Source organism: Symmachiella dynata, from assembly GCF_007747995.1.
In the GTDB taxonomy this organism is placed as follows: domain Bacteria; phylum Planctomycetota; class Planctomycetia; order Planctomycetales; family Planctomycetaceae; genus Symmachiella; species Symmachiella dynata.
The window spans coordinates 5,316,599-5,339,389 of record NZ_CP036276.1; the positions used below are offsets into that span (position 1 = coordinate 5,316,599).

The following is a 22,791-nucleotide window of genomic DNA, read 5'->3' on the forward strand; positions in this document are numbered from 1 at the left end:
TCTTCGAGAAAATCGTGGTTTCGCGTATACTTCTAGCCTATACTTGTCATAGCCATTTCACACATACACATCGTCCCGTTGTCGAAACGTTCGGCAATCCGGTTCTTACTGAATCAACCTCGTCATACCTACGAAACTGATTGCGGAGCGATCAGCGATAACTGTTGCCGCAGGCTCCGTTCGACCATGCGCATGCCCTGACATTGGGAACTATGCCGTTAAAAGGCACAGTTGTTGCTCATCAAAAAAGCACATCCATACATTGGTTTCACTAAGCGACAAAATTGTTATGCCGGCGTTTAACTTGCACCTAGGATTTCGATGAAACTGACTCGCTGGATTTTTGGGTTTCTGCGCACGAAGCGTTGAAAACCTTTGTAGAGAGATGCGTCTCTTGTCTTCGCCTCCTGAAAGGGGAAGCCATGCATCGCATGCGTGTCAAATTTGTTCCGCTTGTGGCGACATGCTTCGCTGCCAGCGCGGTATTGTTTCTCTCGTCAGCCGATATGGGCATGATGCTCTCGGCGGAGGACGGAGTCCAGGTTCAAAGGGTGGCCCGGCTGCCTGCGAATACCGCCGACACTCCGCGCGAGATCTCTCCAGCTGAAGCACAACAACAGCGCGAGGCGCTGCGGCAATTTGTGTTTCGCAATCGCGAATTGCGTCTGTGGATCGATGCCGCTCAACGGCTAATGACCGCCGGTCGAAATGACGAAGCGCTGGCGCAACTCCAACGTGTGTGGGAACACAACGAGGACAGTTTTCTTTACGACCCCAGTCAAGCTGATCCCCGCAGTGCTCGCAGGGAGGCGGAACAGTCGTTTGAACAACTCGCCGTTTCTATTTGGCGACGCTACGAAGTCCTGTTCGGTCCTGTCGCCCAACATCACTTGCAAAAGGCGGTCCAAGACGGCAACGTGCAGTCGGTCCAAAAAGTGAGTCGCGACTACTTTTATACGGATGCCGGATTTCAAGCGACGAATCGCTTAGCCACTTGGTGGGCGGATCATGGGAACTACGACGCAGCGGCGCGGTGTTGGGATCGCGTGTTTGAAAGTCGCGTGCACGCCCGGCGAATCGGACAAGTCCATCGGGTCAAGGCGGCCATCGCGTTTCGCCGCAGTGGGCAATCCCAGCGTGCTGAGGAAATACTAGCCGGTGCTGGAGTCGTGACTGCCAACGGAACGGACCCGCAGAGTACTTTCGACAATTCGCTGACGTACGCTGGATACAACGACGAAACCAATGCGCGGGCCGCCCTGTGGCCGATGGTGATGGGGACTCCCAGTCGCATTGCCAACCACGCAGGGAGTTCGCCTTACTTGCGACCGCTATGGCAACATGCATTTTTCAATCGAAAAACGGCAACCACGGTCGAGGTCGATGTCAACGAGAAGATTGCCAAGTGGTCCAAAGACCAACGTGAAAACGGACAGCCGATCGCGATTGCGCATTATCCAATCGCCGTCGGTGACCAAGTCGTACTGCGGGATCGCCAAGGAATTCAGTCGCTCGATTCGCAAACCGGAGCCTCGCGCTGGAATTTTGTCTGCGAATCGTCGCTGACGAAGATCAAACATGCCAAGAGCCGCGGAAAACGGGCCGACTGGAACTGGCTGTTGGCCGGCAATGCCAGTTGGGGCATGTTGTCCAGTGACGGGCAACACGTTTTCGCTATTGATGAATTAGAATTGAGCTGGAATCCACCACGGGTGATCGGTGGAAAAGTGGTCGAGGATCCAAGCAGGGATCGACGAAAGTCGAATCGTTTGATTGCACTGCCATTGCAATCGGATGGTTTAGTGAAGTCGCCGACATGGTCGGTGGGTGGAGTCGAATCGGAATCGAAAACCTCAAAGCCCGATCACTTGGCAGGACACTTTTTCCTCGGCGCGCCGCTCCCCTTGCATGGGCGGTTGTTCGTGGTTTCTGAATATCGGCATCAAGTGAAATTGACCGCCTTGGATCCAAGCACCGGTGAGGTGGATTGGTCGCAAGGAATCGCTCTGGTGGATATGTCGATTGACCAGGATCGCCACCGTTACGCACTCCCCTGCACGCCGTCTTATTCTCAAGGCATTCTTGTTTGTCCGACGCAGTTGGGCGTCATTGTCGGCGTGGATGAAACGACTGGCTCATTGCTCTGGGTTTATTATTACGGTGACCTGCTGCCGAAAAAACAATTCGGCAGCATGCCGTTTCGTCGGCACACTCCACACGGGTACGTCGGTTATCCCGACTTGCCGTTGATTGCCGAAGGCAATGTGATCACCATGCCGCGGCAGTCGAATTTTATTCATAGCATTGATTTAGCAACTGGCGACGGAAATTGGAAAGCGCCACGGGATGACAGCGAGTACGTTGCCACCGTTGATCGGGGAACAATCCTCGTCGTGGGACGTCACAAATGCCGTGGCCTGGATCTTGCAACCGGTGAAGTTCGTTGGGAAGTGCGGACCGGGATGTGCTCCGGACGCGGCGTCCAACTGGGCGACGAATATATTTTGCCGCTCGCGAATGGGACGGTTGCCAATCTGAACATTGCTACCGGTCAAAAATCAGGACTGTCGACCATTTTGGCCAAGGATGCGATCGGCAATCTCGCCGTCCACGATGACATTATCTATTCCCTGGTGCATGATCGATTGACGGCGTTTCCGCAGACGGAGCCGCATCTTCAAGAATTGACCGCACGCATTAGCCGTCAAGAAGCGTCTGCTACGGATTTATTGCAAGCGGGTGAGTTGGAATTGATTCTTGGTCGTTTGGAATCTTCGAAGCGGCACCTGCGATCGGCGCTGCGAGAGGAAATGCCGGTCGATCGGATTGAGGACGCCGAATCATTACTGTGGGAAGCGTTGTATTTGCAGTTGCATTCGCCTTCGACTGAAGAACCGGTGCTGCTGGCAGAGTTGAGCGAAGTGACGCACTCTCCCATGCAGCGCGCCCGCTATTTAGTGCACAAAGGGGAATACGAACTTCGCCAACAGCATTTTGAAGAAGCAGTCGATGCGGCACTGCAATTTGCAGATTTGGGTTTGACCGAACCGGTTCCCTTGGGCACCGACAAAACGCATCTCGTCACACAAGCCTCGTGGGTTCCCGATTTCTTTAGCCGCATGTGGAGCCAAGCCGACCCCGAAACGGCGGGATGGATTGGATCGCAGATTGCGCAACGTCTGGAAACCGCGCTGTCTAAGCGACGCATTAAACCGCTACGGCGTTTCTTGGCGAATTTTGCGAACTTTGAAGAAGCCGATCGCGCACGTTTGTTATTGGCGGAATTGGAGTTGAACGAAGGTCGATTCCAGACCGCAGAGTTGCTACTCAACAAATGCCGTCGTGACGGCGACTATTCCATTGCCGCGACTGCGACATGGGCGCTGGCCCAACTGTACGCCGACCGTCACCTGTACACCAAGTCGGCGGAAATGGCGCGGGACTTGGGAGAACATTTTGCCCGCGAAGAGGTCGCATCAGGATTGACGGGTGCACAGGCCGTTCAGCAACTGGGACGCCGCGACCGCACATTCCAAGCTGCGCTTTCGCCTCTCCGCGCGACTGCGGAAATTACGGGAGTCGGGATCAGCGAAGACCGTTCCCCTCAGTTCCAACTAGAAAACGTCTACTCCAATTTTTGGCGTCCGCTCAACGTCCCATACGATTGCGGCTTTGACTTACGGCCCACGGGCAAACGACGTCCGAGTACCGATTTGTGGCAGGTGCATCGCGAACTGGGAATGGCTGTGGGAGTCCTACGGTTGCCGAAGGGAGCCGTTGCTCCGTCGGCCGGTGCGGTGAATCAAGCCTTCTCCGGACATTTCTTCGCGGCGGGAAGCCATGAAGGGGGAGTGATGCATGGTGTGTCGCTGCTGAATCCCGCTCAGCCCATGGGTAAAAATGGATTGAAGCCCGCTGAGAAAACCGTTTCGTGGACAACGGTGGCAGCTGGCGCCTCGGAAAATGTCGGGACGATTCTACCTGGACCGGCCGGGTTTACGTTCGTTGCCTTTCAATCGCCGCAAAAGTTGCTGGTCCTTGATCCAGCCACGGGCAAGGTCCGTTGGCAGCGCAACGATATTCAACCGAGCGGCGGTTTGATGGCCGACCGAGAACATGGCCTCTTCGGCGACGAAGATGTCTTGGTGATGATGGGCCGCGACAAAAAATCATTCACTGTCTACGAGACGGCGACCGGACGAGAACTGCGGCAAGGGACGCTGGAGATCGAGCTGACCCAACAGCGAAAACTGTTTGGACGCAATTTTCTGCATGTTGCCCAAGAAGGAGAGATCCGCTACTTGCGGTTGTGGGATCCATTGACCGACGAATTCCTCTGCAATGAACCGGTGTTGTCAACCACAGCGGTGCGATCAAATCGTAATCCGCTCATCGTTCCTGTTTCCTACTCGAATAGCTTTGCCTTTCTCTGCCAACAGACAGGGGGACTGCGAGTTATCAACGGGATGACCGGCCGGGTCGAATTGGACGTTCCGCTTACGGCGGAAGAGGCGAGTGGGATACGGCATCTTTCGATTTTTCAAGACGAACACCGCATCTACGTAAATATGCAACGGCATGTTCGCGGAGCATGGCAGGCGAATTCCTTCGCAGGAGAAACCTACCTGCCCCACACACGGATCAACGGCGAGTTACAAGTCTATCGCCGCAAGGATGGAGAGTTATTGTGGACGCGCGGGATTCCGCAATGCGTGATCCCCCGCATCGACGACTTCCAGGAACCGGTGCTGGTGACATTAAGCCGCGTCAATTGGCGGGGCCAGTTCTTCCTGCAAGTGGCCGCCTACCACGCCGACACGGGGGAATTGCTCGGTCGTCGCCGCGATATTCTTTCGCATCGTATCGTCCAGGCGACGTTTGATCCGCATCACCGCCGGTTGGAGCTGCGAAGCCTCAAGAACCGGATTTCCCTGCAACTCCGCAACCAGCCAGCGCTGGACAGCGACGCATTGCAGATGGCCGAGCGACCGTAAGCCCCAGCGCGGTTGAGCCGCCCCCCAAACGACGCTGTTTTTTAGCCACCGATTGAACACAGATCAAATACAGATTCGCGGGGGAAACCGCAACGTCCCAAACCGACGGCTTGCCGTCGAGCACGGCGCCCCGTGTCGCTGGCCATCGATTTTCGAAAAGGTCGCTGTGCACCTGAGCATCAACAAGCCGCGGCACGTAAAAAAATTTGCGCAAGATATAAATCTTTGAAACGTTGGTAGCACGGGTGGCTTTAGGGGGGCAGCGGGTGAGGATCTCGAGAGAAACTCCCGAAATGCGTGCGACAAAAATAGGCAGAATTGCCGCCCAAAGGGAATCTCGCGGTTCCCGCCGCTCATTTTGTGTCGTAAAATGAGGATTGGGCCATCTAGAAGCGCATCGAAGTTCTTAACGCGGGCGTTCCGCGGTTTAAGTTCTTCTTAACGATGAGAGTCACGATTCTCGGGGAACCCAAACCATGCTCGTCCTGACTGATTTCGGGAAGCGATTCGGAATCACCCTGGCTGTCTGCTTGATCGCAGCCCTGCCCTTGCGGGGCATGGCGAAAGACACGCCTGCATTTCGTCAGCTGCGATTGAAGATGGTGAAAAACGTCGTAGCACGCGACGGGATCACCGATGAAGCTGTCTTGTCGGCGATTCGTGCCGTACCGCGGCACGAGTTTGTGCGGACGTCGCTACAGAAACTCGCCTACTACGATCAGGCATTGCCGATCGGATTCAAACAGACGATTTCACCGCCGTTTGTCGTCTCCTACATGACGCAAACCATCGAGCCCAAACCATCGGACCGCGTATTGGAGATCGGCACCGGTAGTGGGTACCAAGCGGCGGTGTTGGCCGAGATTGTGGATCATGTTTATACGATCGAAATCGTTGAGCCACTGGGTAAATCTGCTGCGCGGCGTTTGAAACGATTGGGTTACGACAATGTGACGGCCAAAGTGGGCGATGGATACCAAGGCTGGGAGGAGTATGCCCCGTTCGACAAAATCATCGTCACCTGTTCGCCGGAAGACGTTCCTCAAAAGCTGATTGATCAACTGCGGGACGGGGGCAAGATGATCATTCCCTTGGGCGAGCGGCATCAACAGGTGTTTTATCTCTTCGAAAAACAAGAGGGTGAGCTAGTCAAGCAACAGTTGATTCCCACGTTATTCGTTCCCATGACAGGTAAAGCGGAGGATGAGCGTCAGGTTCAACCGGATCCGTTGCATCCTCGAATCGTCAATGGGGGGTTCGAAGCGGCTGGGAACGAAGAGGGTCGCGCCGAGGGTTGGCATTATCAACGGCAAAACCAACGGATTTTGGTCCAAGCGCCTGAGGGGAAGGCGTATATGCAATTCCAGAATGATACGCCGGGACGCGGGTCGCAAATCCTGCAAGGCTTCGCCATCGACGGCAGCGAGATCTCGCACCTGGATATCAGTTTGTTCGTGCGACTCGAGGCGGGACGCAAAGGGCCGTTGCAGTACGAATTGCCGGCGATTTATGTTTACTTCTACGATCAATCGCGACAGGTGGTCGGCGACGCCGTTGTTGGACCTTGGACCGGCACGTTTCCGTGGAAGGAAGTCCGCGAAACCGTCAAAGTGCCGCGGCATGCCACGGAAGCCATTCTTCGTGTTGGCCTGAATGGCGGGCTCGGCACGCTGTGTGTGGATGATATCCGGATCGCACCCCGATAAGCTCAGGCAGCGATTCCGCATCGGGTTGCCGCTGTTTGTTCGGCTTCGATGGCCGCCTTAACGGCGTGGTTGAATGCGGCCGCGGTTGGCGTTAGTTGGACGCTGCGTCGGTTGTTGCGGTCCGAGAATCCCTAGCAGGCTCCGTCCCAGACCGTCCAATCGGGGGATGACGGATTGATTAATCTTCGGGTCTGCGGTCGTGCCGGTCACCTTGACGTAGACCCAATTTTCAGTCAGTCCGGCGGCAAGATTTCCCACGATCGGCACGGGTAGTTTGTTGCGCGGCTGGGTGGAGTAGAAGTCGAGATCGAGCGCGCCATCAGACTGTCGCATTCGTCCGCGACCTCGCAAACTGATGGCGTCCCCTGCCAAATCGATCTGCTGGAAGAAGTATTCATGCTTCGTGGATTCGAATTTGACAAACGCGCGATCGAATGCCGTCTTGTCCGGCGGCAGAAAACTCAAGGCCTTGGTCATCTGTAGAATCACAGGCAATTCATAGAGCGCCGCCGGGTTGATACTGATGTTTCCCCGACCAAGAAAGCTATTGGGATCAGAGCCGCGTCCCTCGAACACCACGTTGCCGTTGATCACGCCGCGCAACTGCTTTTGTTTGGGGGCGTACCGTTCGGTATACCGTTCCACGCGGCCATCTTTGATATGGATTTTGATTTTATACGCGTTGTTTTCGTCCAACGTGGCGATGCCGTCGAGCACTAATTTGCCGCCGATGAACTTGGCCGTAACGCGGTCCTGGTCGTCGGGCGCTGTCGGTCCGACGGCGGCTTTTTCGTCGCTGGCGACGGCCCGCGAACCGATGATAAATTGTTCGTTTTGGAAATACATCGGACCGGCGATATCCGTTAATTGATAACCATCGATCGTCACCGAATCCAAATCGAGCCAACCGGTGCCCATAATGGCTTCGCCGTTCCATTCCCCATTCAGGTTCACGCGGCCGAACAAGTCATCCAGGCCGACACCGGCGGTGATCGAGGTGCCCGAATGGTAAATGTCGATGTCCCATTTGGCTGTGACCATCATTTCACGCGGCCCGGGGGTGCCTCGCAGAGCGAGACGCCCATCGGCAGAGATGTTGTGTCCCCGCGGGTCGGTCGCCTCAAAGAATGCCCGCAAGGTGTTCGGCAAGGCTTTGCGGAATCGGTTTCCTGTGTCGAGATCGTCGACTGTCAATTTGTCTAAGCTGATGTGCCATTCGCCGTGCGGATAGTATTCGCCGCTCCCCCGTAGTTCGATGTTTTTGTCGTCGCCATGCTTAGCGGTGAGGCCTTGGTTGGGAGTGAGCCCGGTGATGATGATGTCCCGTTGATTCATATTCGGGTTATTCATGACGGACACGCGACCGGTCACGCCGTAGAACGGAAAGGGGAAGGAACGGAGTTTGATGGAATCGTTTTTGAGATCCAACTGGTGGATGTCCACGACAGGAATCGTGCCGGGCGTCCAACGGATATGGGTGTCGATGTCGAAGCGGCCTTGCGGTTCGAATTCTCTGGTCAACTGTTGCATCGCCTCCGGCAGTGCGTAGTACAACTCTTCGGATTCAAACGACGCATCCTTGGCGACCAGTCGCATGTCCAACAGTCCGCCGTTGCGCTTGATGAAACTGCCCCCGCCCCAAACTTGGGTGGTGCCGTGCGTGGCGGTCATGCGCTGGAATGTCCAATCCTCGGAATCCCATTCCATCAGGCCGTTGACATCTCTGAGTTCATAGGGGAACTGGACGCAGGTCACAGTGCCGTCGTGCAACCTTCCTTTGAGATGCGGTTGGTGTTTGTGTCCCGGTCCCGGCGGGCGGTACAACCTCACGTCGGCGTCGATGGTGCCACGCAGGTTCAATTGGTGGATTGCTTTTTGGGCGGGCGGACTGCAGGCGTTGATGAGTTTGCCATCAATGGGCAACCCCGTGACGTGAATATCGACCGTCGATTCCGCCAACGGACCGGGGTGCCGCACGTCGGCGGCAATCGTGATCGGACGGTCTCCCGCCATGCCTTCGACATTGGCTGTCAACTTCGGCCCTTCTTGAACCACCCACCCGTTCATGTTTGTCACGGGATAGGGAAATTTGACATGCTGCATCGAGCCGTTTTTGATCGTCACCCGCGAACTGTGTTCCCAACTATTGACGCGGTCGTATTCCAGGTGAGCAGCCACATCAATCCGGCCGCCGGGGCGAGTGTCGTCGTAATACTTTTTCCATGAGGCGGGCAGCCGGCTTCGTAGACGGGTGTCGACCGGCAGGTCATTGATGGCGATGTCGATTTTCACCGGGGCATCCGCTTCTTGAAACGCCCAATTGCCATCGACAGTCAGGTTGGTAGTGCCGTTGCGCGCGGTCAGTGCTTGGGCATTGATCCGCGTATTGTTGACGAAGATGTTCCCCCCCAGGTCGAGTAGCTCAAACGGCAAAAACACGCTTTGCAGCCGGCCTTCGGAGATGGCGATCTTTGCGCCATATTGCAACGGCGCGCCTTGTTCCCATTGCCTGACCTGAAAAGTGATTTCGGTCTTTGCGTTCAATTGCGCGGCGAGCAAGATCCGATCCGTCATCGCATCAAACCCGTCAGTTGCTTTGCGATCGTCGAGTTGCGCCACCTGGTCCGCCACCGTGGGGGCGAGCGAGTCGCGTTTGGAGGCCAACAATTTGCTTGTCTGTTCGTCGAGTTTGCGAACTTGTTTTGGGAAAAATCCCGCGAGTTCTTTGGCTAGGTCGGAATCGAGTTGCAACTCTTGGATCGAGCCGTTCGCTTCCCAGGTTTTGGCAACTAGATCGAACTCACCATCCAACTGCATGGCTCCGGCTTTATCCAATTGGAAATCGGATTTGATGCGATAGCGTTTTTTGCCGGTCGGAGTCAGTTCCAGATTGACGTCGCGGAGCGTCATTGCCGGAGAGAGCTGGCCATCTTCATGCGTAACGCGGAGGGTGATTGCTCCCTGCTCGACGAAGATCTCAGGTTGCGATTTTGACTCGGGCGGCGGCTTGATTCCCTCGAGATTCCAACGCCCTGCACGGTCGCGGACCAATTCCAATTCGGGCCGCAATAAGCGGACCTGTTGAATCACGACTTCTTGGTCGGCCAGACGACTCCGGTCCAAAACCACGATGGTTTCGGGGAGCAGCACGGTGGGCCGGCGGTTTTCCAGGTTCTTAAGCGTCAGATCATAGACCCGTACCCGTCCCCACAGGTCGATGCGGGCTTCGGGGATGTCGGCCTGCCAATCGGGCGCTGCGGCGGCCAGTTTTTCTAGCAGCGTCGCACGTACGAGTTCATCGCTTTGCGACAAAAACCAATAGCCGTACCCGCCCCCGCCCGCGACAACGATCACGAGTAGTACAAAAATCCAAGTACAGGTTTTGCGAATGGCTGCCATCCTTGACTCGCTTTCGCTGAAAATAGACTTTATGAGAGCGACAACGACTCGCCGGGACGTGGTTCGGCTGAGTCTTGAGTGTCGTGGGGACTAGTTTTGGTAAAGATCGGCAGAAACGAGCGGATCCCGATCGCGGTGAGCACCAGCAATGGATACTCCGCCGGGAGGCGATATCGAATGGAACCGATGAACAGGGCATGGATACAGGCGAAATAAACGATCGGTCCGGCAGTGAGCAAGCAAAGCCAAAATCGATCCCGCGACAACCAACCACCGCGAATCGCGGCCAGCATGATGGCTGCAAAAAAAAGTGCGAGCGGAATCATCAAATACCAAGTGCGGAACTGTGCGGCATTGGGCCAAGGACTCCAGTAGCGAGCCAGTTTAATACCCGCCAACTGCACGATACGCGCGGGGTGGGCGGCGGCGTATTTCCAGGCGGCGTCACGGTAGTATTGATCCGCATCGAATTCCGACATCCGCTGGTAGACGCCGTCCCGTTCCACAAACGCCATGTCGCTATCGCCGGTGGCCTGTGGGTTCATTCCGTCATAGAGGCTCGGCCCGACCCACAACGTGGTCGGTACGATGTGCCCGGTCAGGCGATAATTGCGAATCGTCCAAGGGGCCAGCGAAACCGCCAAGCCGAGGCAGAGCATTGCTGCTAGACAAAAGCCGTGTCGATTGCGCTGTGTGAGAGCCCAATATAAAAATGCGCATCCAGGACCCACGAGCAGCCAACTGGGGCGGACGAGCGTCGCGATGCCCACTAAGACGCCGGCCAAAAAAGCCCAAATGTACCGTTGCCGACTGGTCTGTGGATTCTGCTGATTGAGGTTGAGAATTTTCGCAACTGCGATCAGGCTCAACAGCATGGTGGCGGCGAAGAGCGTTTCACTGAGGATCAGCGGTGTGAATCCCACAAATGCGGGTGAGATGGCGGCGACTCCCGCAGCGATGACACCTGTCTCTGGGTCGACCAATTCTTTGCCTAACCAAAAAACCAATCCGCACGCAGCTGTTCCGACGAGGGCTAACATCAGCCGGATGTAGATGATGTCGTCACCGAACATGCGCATGCCGAGCGACAGCATCCAGGGAAATCCGGGAGTGCGCATGATCCGCCGCGGAGGGACATAGAGTTCAAATGGTTTGCCGTTGGCCAATTGTTCTCCCAACGTCCAATACCCGGTCGCATCCCCGGCGATGAGAAATTGACGGCCCGGTTGCTTGTCGAGTTGAAATTGCAGTACAGCAGCTGCGCCTACGCGCAAAGTCAACGCGACCGTCATGACGATCAACAACCATCTCTTCCAACAGTTGAAATCGGGCATGGTGGCTCAATACCGGGTCCTGAGAAATCGGCGGATGGTATCGGCAGCGGGAAGTGGGGGTCAAGGGCAATGTTCCGCAGCCCAATGCGTCGATAACGGCGTAACTGGTTTTGAGTTCCGAAGATGTGTCGCGATGGCTGAATGTGAAAGAAGGACACGATTTGATCGCCACGCTGTATCTCAAAATTAGCGTGCGGAAATGCGGGGATTTTGAGAGAGCGTGTCGCGTGACATCAGCCGAGCAGACAAAATTGGCTCGCTAGAGTTGCGTTCACCTGTGCGAGCGGTTCCAATGGTGACTCTCTTAAGATTCCCGACAACAGGTCCACACCTGGTTTTCATGTTATTGATGCCATTCGGTGCCGCGTTGAGTTTCGCGGTCACGGTCAAACGGAGACACCTATGAGTGATGCAGCACCTGCAACCCAGTCCAGTCACAGCGAAAAGTATTTGTTTTGGGCCTGTTTTATCGCATTGATCGCCACCGCCTTTGGTTTCATGGTTCGCGGTGTGTTGATTGATGAATGGGGCACGCAGTTTGGTCTGGACGATGTTGAAAAAGGACAAATTGCCGGCGTCGGCGTGTGGCCCATGGGGGTCAGCATTATTTTGTTCAGCTTGGTGATCGACAAAATCGGCTATGGACGAGCGATGGCGTTCGCCTTTTTTGCTCACATCGCCTATGCGGTGGTCGTGATCTGTGCCCCGATGGTCTTAGCACCTGAGGGAGCTTCTGCCGCTGAAATCGCTGCGGGCAAATCCGCCGGATACTGGATGCTGTATATCGGCAACCTGATTTTCGCACTCGGTAACGGTACGGTCGAAGCGGTGATCAATCCGGTTGTGGCGACTTTGTTTAGCCGCGAAAAGACCAAATGGCTCAACATTTTGCATGCGGGTTGGCCGGGTGGACTTGTGTTGGCCGGACTGTTGACGATCGCCATGGGCGACATCGACTGGCGGTTGAAAGTCGGTTTGATTTTCTTGCCCGTATTGACCTACGGCATCATGATGCTGCAGTGCAAATTCCCTCTCTCAGAACGGGTGGCCGCAGGGAGCGGTTACCGCGAGATGCTCCAAGAATTCGGCATCTTGGGAGCGTTGATCGTCACCATGTTGATTGTGCGTGAAGTTCTGGGAAGCGTGTTTGGCTTTTCTCCAACCATCCAATGGGCGGTTGTTGCGGCGGTCGTTGTGCCGTTTGGACTCTATGTCCGAGCACTGGGCCGACCGATGTTTATCTTCTTGCTGTTGATCATGATTCCGCTGGCCACGACTGAAATCGGAACGGATAGCTGGATCACCAGTTTGATGGAACCGGAAATGGCGACGCTGGGGATGAATGCCGCTTGGGTGTTGGTCTACACGTCGTTCATCATGATGGTCTTGCGGTTTTTCGCCGGACCGATCGTGCACAAGATCTCGCCGTTGGGATTATTGGCGGTCAGTTGTGTGATTGCAGCTGTTGGTCTCTTGGCTCTCTCCAAGGCGGCGGGAATCATGATTCTGGCGGCGGCGACTCTCTACGGATTCGGGAAAACCTTCTTCTGGCCCACCATGTTGGGCGTGGTGTCGGAACGGTTCCCGAAGGGGGGAGCGTTGACGCTCAATGCGACTGGTGGCGTGGGTATGTTGGGAGTGGGCGTGCTGGGCGCACCGTTTTTCGGCCTGCTCCAGGAAGAAAACGTGACCGATCACCTCAAGCAAGCCCAACCTGCGATCTACGAACAGATCACCAGTGAAAAGAATAGCGTCTTCGGTCCCTACACAGCGGTCGATCCCGAAAAGAAGGAAGAACTCCCCGCTGAGGAGAAGAAGACTGTTGAAGAATACGTCTTGCTCTCGAAAAAAGCGACGCTAGCAACTGTGGCGATCTTCCCCTGTATCATGCTGGTCTGCTACTTAGCGTTGATCGCCTACTTCAAATCGAAGGGGGGTTATACGGCAGAGATTCTGGCCGGACATCCCGATGCGGAGGAGGCTACAAAATTCACCAGCGGCTCCGAGGCGCCTGGTGAGGCGTGACGCCTCGAGGCAGAATTGAAATTCACCGGTTGCCGGCGACGATGTTGCCTGCAACCGGTTTTTTGTTGCGCATTCGCAACGATGCCGGCACCGTTGACGAAAAAACTGAGCCAGCTATTTCACAGCCATTGCTTGGCGGCAAATCCGTTGGATAGCGTTGGGGATGAGATCCAACGGGAGGGTCTGGTCGGCCAAACCGGCGTTGGCAATGGCGGCCGGCATACCCCAAACGACGCTCGTGGCCTTGTCTTGCACAATGATGGGGGCTCCCACGGCGGCCAGTTCGCGGGCACCTTCGATCCCGTCTTCTCCCATGCCGGTCAACATCACTGCCAAGGTTGATTGGCCGTACCATTGGGCGGCGGAGCGGTATAAGAAATTGACCGAGGGCCGACAAAAATGTTCGGGCGGTTCTTCATTGAGCACGGTCACCATGCGTTTGTCTTGGCGATCAATGGCCATATGAAATCCGCCCGGCGCCACATAGGTTTTCCCCCGTTCGATGAGCATGCCGTTCGTTGCTTCGCAACAGGGACGCCCGCCGTCCTTCTCCAGATGCTTGGCGAGCATGGGTGTAAACATGGGGGGCATGTGCTGGGTGATCAGGATCGGGAGATCAAAGTCGACCGGCAGTCCTGCCACCAACGATGAAAGCGCCTTGGGGCCGCCGGTACTGGCTCCCACGACCAAGATTTTTGGTATGGCTGCGGTCGTTGTGGGGGTGACAAGAACCGGTTTTTCTGGAGCCGCCGTCTGTGTACTGTGTTGCCCGAGTGCTTTGACCAACGGCAGCAATTGTTGCGAGAGTTGGGCAATGCTATCGGCGGCATTTTTGGCAACCGGTTTGGCGATACATTCAGCTGCGCCGATGGTGAGCGCTTGGATGGTTGTCTCGGCCCCTTCATAGGTCATGGAGCTGGCCATGATCACCTGCGTATTGTGAAATTCCTTCAGAATGGCTCGTAGCGCGGTGACGCCGTCCATCACAGGCATTTCGACATCAAGGACGACAACATCTACGGGGGTTTTTCGCATAAATTCTAATGCGGCCAACCCGTGCATGGCAGTGCCAGCGACCGTAATATAGGGATCGGTGTCCAATGCCCGGACCAACAGTCCGCGCACGACAGCCGAATCGTCCACAACCAATACTCTCACGGAAGTTTGTGTCAAGACACACCTAATTCTAAGATTACGTTCGGGAATTGTCCGTCAAGGTGGCAAAATCAATGACGATTGACCTAGAAGTTCAACAGATTCGTAACGTTGATGATCACGATCAATCGGTGCTGTAATCGATAGACTCCAGACGTGATTGGTTTCCAATGCGCGTCCAAGTTTCGAGGTGGCGGCTGTAGGGTTTCGCCTGAGACATTGATGACCTCACCCACTTCATCAACCAACAGGCTATAGGACTCATCGTTGAAGCGAACGACGACGTTCATGCTTTGCCGGTCACCTTCCAGCGCCGGTAATTTCAGCCGTTTTCGCAAATCAATCGCGGTAACGATCTGCCCGCGCAGGTTCAACAGGCCCGCGATTTCCGGCTTGGCTTTGGGCGTACGGGTAATCGACTGTGGGTTCAAGACTTCTTGAACGGAATTGACCGGTACTCCCAGCAATTGACCGTCGACCGAAAACGAGACAAATTGGTTGAGGTAATCAAGTTGGTCGTTGATCGAGTCGGCGCTGCCCGAGGGCGCGGTGAGGGTTGCTGATTGGCTCATGCACTTGCTCCTTGTCGTCCTCGTTGGTGACACAATTCCTGGACGCAACTGAGGAACTGCTGCGTATTCAACTTCGTAAGGCACCGCGCGAAGCCCGCTTGCTGTGCTCTCGATTCCAAACCGGCACCGCTTAATGACGTCAATGCAATCAGGGGCGCCCGCATATCGTCACTGCGCTGCTGATACCATTGCGCGAATTCGTACCCGTCCATCATGGGCATTTCGATGTCCGAGATGATGAGATCAAAATGCTCACCGTTTTCGATCGCCTCGACGGCATCGACCGCTGAATTGCAGACGCTCACGTGGTAGCCTGCGGTTTCCAATGTGGTGGTCACCAACTGCCGGAAAAACACAGAGTCATCAATGACCAGCACGCGTTCGTCTGAGGACTGGGACTTTTTCTGGAACCAATCCGGGTCGGCCATTTCGACATAGTACTGGGCGTCGATCACGTCCGTCGCTTTGTTGTTGATGATCGCCGTTCCCAGAACACCGGGCCGTGAACTTGGCATGCGGATGACCAACGGTTCCTCGCGAATATCCAAGATTTCCTTGACGACGAGTCCCATCGAGCGGTCCCCTTCGGAGAACACGACCACAGGCTGAACTTGATCAGTCGCATCGTTGGATGCGGTGGGGTGGATGGGCAACAAGGGCAACAGGTTGTCGCGATACTGCACAACCATCCGTTCGCCCGTGCGTTCGATTGTCTCTGTGGGGAATTCTTCGAGTCGTGAAACGAGAGACAACGGAACGGCCATGGTCGAATCTTCCCCGGCGTCGAATACCAACATGGTGGTGGTATTGCCGGCGTGTTCTTGGTCCGCTTCGCCGCGTTGGCGCTCCGCTTCGGTCGTAATCGAACCGCCGTCGAATTGCGCGGCAATTCCTGCGACGTCGAGAATCATGATCACACGCCCATCCCCAAGGATTGTTGTGCCCTGATAGATGGCAATGTCCTTGAGCAGGTGTCCCACTGGCTTGACGACGATTTCTTCGGTATCGAACACTTCTGAGACGATTAAGCCGAATTGCTCGTCGCCGGCTTGGACGACAACAATATTCACATCCCGTTCTTCGCCTGCATGCTCATCATCCAGTCCCAATTCGCGGTCCAGATGGATTAATGGCAGCAGTCGGTCGCGCAGTCGATAAACTTCATTGCGATTGATGGTTTCGATTTTGTGGCGATCCTCAGCGGCCACGCGGACCAGTTCGACGATCGTCAATTGCGGAATGGCAAAGGAATACCCACCGCTCTCGACGACCAATGCCGAAATGATGGCCAACGTCAGTGGGATCTTGATTCGCACTTCAGTGCCAATCCCGCGGCGCGACGTTAAGTCGACCGTACCACCAATCCGCTCGATTTGAGTTTTGACCACATCCATGCCCACGCCGCGTCCCGATACGGAACTGATTTCCTTAGCTGTTGAGAAACCAGGAGCGAAGACGAGGTTGACCAGATCCTTTTCAGTCATTCCGGCCGCGGCTGCGTCGGTCAGGATGCCATTTTCCACAGCTTTTTGTCGCACACGCTCGGCATTGATGCCCGCTCCGTCATCATCGACGCAGATGATCACATGCCCCCCTTCATGGAAGGCATTGAGCCGGACAAGACCGGCTTCGGGTTTGCCGGCGGCGCGGCGATCAGCGGTTGATTCGAGACCGTGGTCGGCTGAATTACGCACCATATGCGTGAGCGGATCTTTGATGGCGTCCAGCACCGTACGGTCCAATTCCGTTTCGGCGCCTCGCATGTCCAATTCGATGAGCTTCCCGGTTTGCTGAGCCAGGTCACGCACTAATCGCGGCAATTTGCCCCAAGCGTTTCCAATCGGCTGCATGCGGGTTTTCATAACCCCTTCCTGCAGGTCGGTTGTCACGCGATTGAGGTGCAGGATGGGAGCGGCAAAGATCGATTCGTCGTCGCCGCGAACCATTTGCACGAGTTGGTTTCGAGTCAGAACCAGCTCGCCCACAAGATTCATTAAGCTGTCCAGGACATCCACATTCACGCGAATCGACAGGTCGCTGATGCTTTTTTTGGAAGGATCCACAGCCTCTTCCTGTGTATTCGTCGGTGCGGCAACGGGTTTGCTGTCTTCAACGGTTGGTGGTGTTATTGATTCGGTCACAGGCGTTGCTTCGACGGGAGCCTCGCTGATCTCATCAGGCACATCACGACTCTCGACAGGCACGTCACCGGCATCTCCATCGGCCGACTGCATCAATTCGTCGAGACGGGCGATCAATTGGGAGTTGTCGCGGACTGGTTCCTGCCCTGTCGTTTCCAGTCCGTGCAGGAGTTCCTTGATTTCGTCGACTCCCTCAAGGATGAGTGAGATGGATGTCGGCGTGACGCGCAGTTCACGATCGCGCATCCGGCCCAGCACGTTTTCCGTCGCATGCGCCACGGACCCCAAACCGGTCAGGCCGATGAACCCACAGGTCCCCTTGATCGTATGAATCGTACGAAAAATACTGGCGATCAGGTCGTCGTCGTCCGGTCGCTTTTCCAAGATGACGATTTCGTTATCGAGTTGCGACAGGTTTTCCATGCTCTCGGCAAGGAACTCCTGGAGGATTTCTTCATCCATGCTGATGGCACTCTTTGCTATTTGGATGCGGTTGGCCGGACGAACCGTTCAGGAACAATCGTACCTATTCCAAAACTTTGAATTGAGATAGGAACGAGTTTCCTCAAAGCTGAGGACGCAATTTCCGCGGGGATGCATGCCTTGGTACTTTTCCTTAGCGCCTATCGTCTTCCCTGCCGGTTTGGCTTGAGACAGACATCTTGGTAGACAATTCAAATCGGCAGAACTGTGCAATGTGTTAAGACGCGGTGAGTTTTCCGCCCGCATTTGCTCGGGTACAACACCTTGGCTGTTGACTGCCAAATTGCGATGGGATAGGAATCAGTACGAAGTCAATCGTGTGATCATTCTCTGACCAGGACCTCAGGCCGTTTATCAAATCCAATTTGCCGGGGGGTGAATGACTGTGACATCCCTATTTTGAGTCAGGAGTACCAGGGATGAGCGATACGCGGTTTACGACTGCTTAGTTCCTGGCCTACAATGCGGCCCACAGTGAACTGGTCGGTATGTTTGGTGATTCGGTAATCGGGCGTGCTTACGCGCCTGCGGACAACAGCAACGGAATGACAAAAGGAATGGCCATGATGTTTCGAATCGCGTGCGTCTTTGGAATGGTGGGAGTTGCGGTGGCGACAACTCACGCTCAGGATACTTCCCCGCAGAGAGGACTTGCCCCCGTGAATGGACCACAGCACCGAGCCAATATCGATATTCACTACGCCTCGCGGCAGTCTTTGGGCAAGGGCGTGACGCTCGCCAAATTGTCCAGCGGCTTGACCGTGATCGTGCAGGAGAATCATGCGGCACCAGTCGCCACCGTCCGCAGCTATGTTGTGAATACGGGCAGTGCCTTTGAAGGCAAGGACATGGGAGCCGGCTTGAGCCACATGTTAGAGCATTTGGTCGCCGGCGGCACGACGACCATCCGACCCGAAAAAGAAGTCCGGGCGCTCGTCGATTCGATGGGGGGACGCACCAATGCTTACACATCGAATGACATCACCGCGTTTTATATCGATTGCCCGGCGGACAAGACCGCGCTGGCTCTGGAATTAATCGCACAGAACATGCAGTTCTCTACGATTCCCGAAGACGAATACCTCCGCGAGATGGGGGTCGTGCAGCGGGAATTGGAAAAAGGCGAACAGGAACGCCGCCGGGTCAGCTACAACCGCATGAAGCAACTTATCTATCAAGTCCACCCCATGCGGCACCCCACCATTGGCTATCTGCCGGTCGTGCAACAGGTCAAGCGTCAGGATGTGATCGATTTTTATCACAACCGCTATGTGCCCCAAAACATGATCATTATCGTGGTGGGAGACGTGAACACCGACGACGTTTTGGACGAAGTGCTCAAGGACTTCAAAGACTTCCATCGCACAACCGAACGCGCACCGATCTTGCCCGTCGAGCCGGATCAAGCCTCGCCGCGGACGATTCGTGTGGAGATGGAAGGCCCCACGGCGCAGATCAGTCTGGCGTGGCCGACAGTCCCGCTGCAAGACCCGAACCTGTATCCGCTGGATGTCGCGGCATTTGTTTTGACGCACGGTGACAGTTCACGGTTAGCGAAGCGATTGAAAATCGATCAGCCGTTGGCAACATCGGTCTCCAGTTCTTCGTTTACTCCTGGATTTGTCAAAGGCTGGTTCCAGATTACAGCGGAGTGTGCTCCTGAGAACCTCGATGAGGTCCGCCGAATTATTCTCGAAGAAGTCGATAAACTAAAAACCACCGAAGTCAGCGAAGCCGAGTTGGCCAAGGTGAAACGCCAAAAGGCGGCCGAGCACGTTTTTGGACAACAAACCGTACAAAACCAAGCCGAGATGCTCGCCAGCAGTTATCGGTCGACAGGCGATCCGCTGTTTGACGACCAATACGTTGCCGGCATTCAGACGGTGACCGCCGAACAAATTCGCAACGTCGCTCGGAAGTATTTTCTTTCCCAACGGATGAATACCGTGATCATCGAACCGTTGGGCAGCGGCGCCAAACGGCAAGCGACCTCGGACAGCTCACCGGCCGAATCTGAGATTATCCGCAAGCAGTTCCCCAACGGGTTGACTGTTTTGCTCAAACGGCACAGCGTGGTGCCGTTGGTCTCGATTCAAGCGTTCGTCAAAGGGGGTGCGACAAGCGATACGAATGCTGACAGCGGCTTGGCGTCACTCGCCTGCCAGTTGATGACCCGCGGAACCAAGAAGTACACCGGGGAACAAATCGACGAATACTTCGATTCCATCGGTGGTTCACTTTCCGTCAGTAGCCAGCGCAATTCGAGCTATCTGCAATCGTCGGTGCTGGCGAGCGATTTCGATGCGAGCATGGATTACGTTCATCAAGTGCTGGTCGAACCGACCTTTCCTGAAGAAGAATTCGAACGGGTTAAAGGCCTGCATCTGCGGAGGATTGCAGCCCGGGCAGCTAATCCCCAAACCGAAATTTTGGATTTCTGGGCGTCGGAGATCCCTGATTCTTCGCCTTACCACCGCACAGTGAGCGGTACGGTCGAGACGGTTTCGAAGTTGACGGTGGAGGATTGTCGCAAATTCCGAGCCGATTACTTTGTGCCCAACAATATGGTGATTGCCATTTTCGGTGACATCGACGTCGATGCGACGCTAGCCAAGTTGGAGACCATGTTTGGTTCGTTGCCGCGTTCCGATTCGTTCCATTGGCCTGAGTTCCCCGAAAATCAGCCGCTGGCCAAGTCGCGATCGGAACATCTGCAAAACCAAAAGCAAGACACGGGCATGATCATGCTCAGTTATCCGATTTGCAGTATTTACGACCAGAAATCGCGGGATTCGCTGGAGGTGCTTTCCGGGATTTTGACCGGCGGCAGTGGCGCGGGAGGCCGGTTGCACGAGGAGTTGCGCGGCGCACGATTGGTCTACTACGTGTTTGGTTTTCAGATCAATGGTTTCGCACCGGGCTATTACAACGTGCTCACGCAAACACGGCCGGAATCGATCAATGATGTGATCGGGCGAATTGAAGCGGCGATCGAGAAAATTAAAAACGAAGGCGTACCCGCTGAGGAATTCGAAGGGGTCAAAGGAAAACTGATCGCAGCTCACGCGATGAAAAACACCACCCCCAGCGGTCAGGCGTTTCAAGCCGCCATTGATGAATTGTACGGCTTGGGCTACGAGCATGACCGTGGGTATGACAAACGGATCGCGGACGTGACCGTCGACGATGTGGTCAAAGTTGTGCAAACGTATTTCCAGCACGGCTTGGTGGTCACGACATCGCCGAACGCCTCTCCGGATGAGGCGGCCAAACCGGATGAGAAGAAGTAAGCCCGAGCAATGAGCATTCCGGGAACGCGCGGCTTGGATTGAGCCGCGCGTTATCCCCGGGCGTTGTTATGCTCAGCTGTGTGTGAATAGCTACGCTAAACGTGGTGCGCGGCTCAGCGGGAGCTTCGCCCTCCCGGATACTCGAGTTTGCTGGTTAGGCTTGGTAGAGGCCGGGGATGGTTTCTGCTTTGACCAATTCACGCGGTTGGTTGAGGTGGTTGTAGACGATCGTATCGGGGGCGATCCCGAACGAATGGTAGATCGAGGCCAAGAGTTGTCCCGGGTGCACCGGGTCGTTGAGTGGTCCCGATCCGGTTTTGTCCGAAGCCCCGTGGATCCGGCCTTGGTGGACACCCGCCCCGGCGACACATGCGGTGTAGCAGTAGGGCCAGTGGTCGCGGCCGTCGGAGGTGTTGCTGTTGCCGGAGGTACTGACTCCCCGTTGCGGCGAGCGGCCGAATTCGCCGATGGCGACGACCATGGTTTCGTCCAATAGTCCCCGTTCGTCCAGGTCGGAGAACAGCGCCGAGAGGCCCGCGTCGAGCATCGGTGCGGATTGGGTTTTCATGCGTTTAGTCAAGCCGGAGTGCACGTCCCAGGAGTGGTTGTCCGAGTTGGCCACCTTAGGCCAGACGACCTCGACCACGCGGGTTCCGGCTTCCACTAGTCGCCGGGCGAGCAATAAGCTTTGCCCGAACGTGTTGCGGCCGTATCGATCGCGCATCGCCGTTGATTCTTGATCGAGGGTGAACGCCTCGCGGGCACGGCCGGAGATGACCAAGTCCAGCGCCCGGCTATACGACTGGTTCAGGTTGTAATGCTTGACCGCTTTTTCAATTTGCGGCATGCCCTTGTTGATCGAATCCCGCAAACGGGCGCGACGCTGCAGACGGGTGGCATAGACCTCGGGGCGGAGCTTTAAGTCATCGACCCGAATGTTGTCCATCTTGTTCATGTTCATATCATCTCCTTCGGGATAGAGATAATACGGGTCGTACGCGCGGCCCAAAAAGCCCGCTGTGCCGGCCTTGCCGACAACGTTACTTTCTTGCAGCGGGCGGGGCATCATCACCAGCGGCAACATTGGTTCGGTGGGTGGTTTGAGGCGAATGATGTTGGAGCCGAAGTTCGGAAAGTCCTTCGGTGTCGGGGGTTCCAACTGGCCGGAGGCGCTGACTTTGTCCGTGGTGTAGCCTGTCATCATTTGATAGATGGCGGCAGTGTGATTGAACAACCCCTTGGGCGTATAGCTCATGGAGCGGATCATTGTGATTTTGTCGTTCACCTGCGCCAATTTGGGCAGCATTTCCGTGAACTGCACGCCCGGCAGTTTGGTGGAAATCGGTTGAAACGGGCTGCGGATATTGTCGGGGACGTTTTCCTTGGGATCCCACAAGTCGAGGTGGCTGGGGCCGCCTTGCAGGAAAATCATGATCACGCTTTTGGCTTTCCCCCAACCCGGTCCGCCGACCGCTTCCGGCCCTTTGGCCGCGGCGTTTTGGAGATCAAACATCGTGCCCAGCCCCATGCCCAGCATGGCCGAGCCGCCGACTCGCAATAAATCGCGTCGTGAAGGGCCGACGTTTTTATCGCAGACGTCTTTTCCAAGTTGTCCGGGAATCACGAGCATGACAGGTTCTCCGTAATCTTGTGAACAGATGATTTCTGTGAACGGTATTCAGCGTCGGCGAT

Annotated in this window: 10 protein-coding genes; 4 read left to right on the forward strand and 6 right to left on the reverse strand. The window is 55.7% G+C overall.

What is annotated here, in order from left to right; translation table 11 throughout:
• Nucleotides 1-431 precede the first annotated feature (431 nt).
• Together Mal52_RS20145 and Mal52_RS20150 are read left to right on the forward strand one after the other, a co-directional pair.
• Entirely contained in the window at nucleotides 432-4,994 is a 4,563-nt protein-coding gene (locus Mal52_RS20145) for an outer membrane protein assembly factor BamB family protein (RefSeq protein ID WP_197534351.1), read from the forward strand.
• A 476-nt stretch (nucleotides 4,995-5,470) separates the two neighbouring features.
• A complete protein-coding gene (locus Mal52_RS20150; RefSeq protein WP_197534352.1) occupies nucleotides 5,471-6,700 on the forward strand; it encodes a protein-L-isoaspartate(D-aspartate) O-methyltransferase in 1,230 nt (409 codons plus the stop codon).
• A gap of 57 nt (nucleotides 6,701-6,757) precedes the next feature.
• Here the strand turns inward: Mal52_RS20150 and Mal52_RS20155 are convergent, their stop codons facing one another.
• Nucleotides 6,758-10,099, reverse strand: a complete 3,342-nt coding sequence (locus Mal52_RS20155; RefSeq protein WP_145378316.1) for an AsmA family protein — start codon at nucleotides 10,097-10,099, stop codon at nucleotides 6,758-6,760.
• A gap of 29 nt (nucleotides 10,100-10,128) precedes the next feature.
• Nucleotides 10,129-11,433, reverse strand: coding sequence for an ArnT family glycosyltransferase (locus Mal52_RS20160; RefSeq protein ID WP_145378317.1), 1,305 nt, complete (start codon nucleotides 11,431-11,433; stop codon nucleotides 10,129-10,131).
• A 402-nt stretch (nucleotides 11,434-11,835) separates the two neighbouring features.
• Here Mal52_RS20160 and Mal52_RS20165 point away from each other — a divergent pair, with 402 nt between their 5' ends.
• Entirely contained in the window at nucleotides 11,836-13,458 is a 1,623-nt protein-coding gene (locus tag Mal52_RS20165; RefSeq protein ID WP_145378318.1) for an MFS transporter, read from the forward strand.
• A gap of 114 nt (nucleotides 13,459-13,572) precedes the next feature.
• On the opposite strand, the gene cheB is transcribed toward Mal52_RS20165, so the two are convergent.
• The 3 genes from cheB to Mal52_RS20180 form a co-directional block, all read right to left on the reverse strand.
• Nucleotides 13,573-14,616 (reverse strand): chemotaxis-specific protein-glutamate methyltransferase CheB, encoded by a 1,044-nt coding sequence (cheB, locus tag Mal52_RS20170; protein ID WP_261343697.1) that lies wholly within the window; start codon nucleotides 14,614-14,616, stop codon nucleotides 13,573-13,575.
• 83 nt (nucleotides 14,617-14,699) lie between these two features.
• On the reverse strand, nucleotides 14,700-15,185 hold the full coding sequence (locus tag Mal52_RS20175; protein ID WP_145378320.1) for a chemotaxis protein CheW: 486 nt from the start codon (nucleotides 15,183-15,185) through the stop codon (nucleotides 14,700-14,702).
• The gene (locus Mal52_RS20180; protein WP_145378321.1) at nucleotides 15,182-17,788 is read right to left on the reverse strand and encodes a hybrid sensor histidine kinase/response regulator; all 2,607 of its coding nucleotides are present in this window, start codon (nucleotides 17,786-17,788) and stop codon (nucleotides 15,182-15,184) included. The genes Mal52_RS20175 and Mal52_RS20180 overlap by 4 nt, the downstream gene beginning before the upstream one ends.
• 680 nt (nucleotides 17,789-18,468) lie before the next feature.
• Here Mal52_RS20180 and Mal52_RS20185 point away from each other — a divergent pair.
• Nucleotides 18,469-21,099, forward strand: coding sequence for a M16 family metallopeptidase (locus Mal52_RS20185; protein ID WP_197534353.1), 2,631 nt, complete (start codon nucleotides 18,469-18,471; stop codon nucleotides 21,097-21,099).
• 154 nt (nucleotides 21,100-21,253) lie between these two features.
• On the opposite strand, the gene Mal52_RS20190 is transcribed toward Mal52_RS20185, so the two are convergent.
• Entirely contained in the window at nucleotides 21,254-22,729 is a 1,476-nt protein-coding gene (locus Mal52_RS20190; protein WP_145378323.1) for a DUF1501 domain-containing protein, read from the reverse strand.
• Nucleotides 22,730-22,791: the final 62 nt, after the last annotated feature.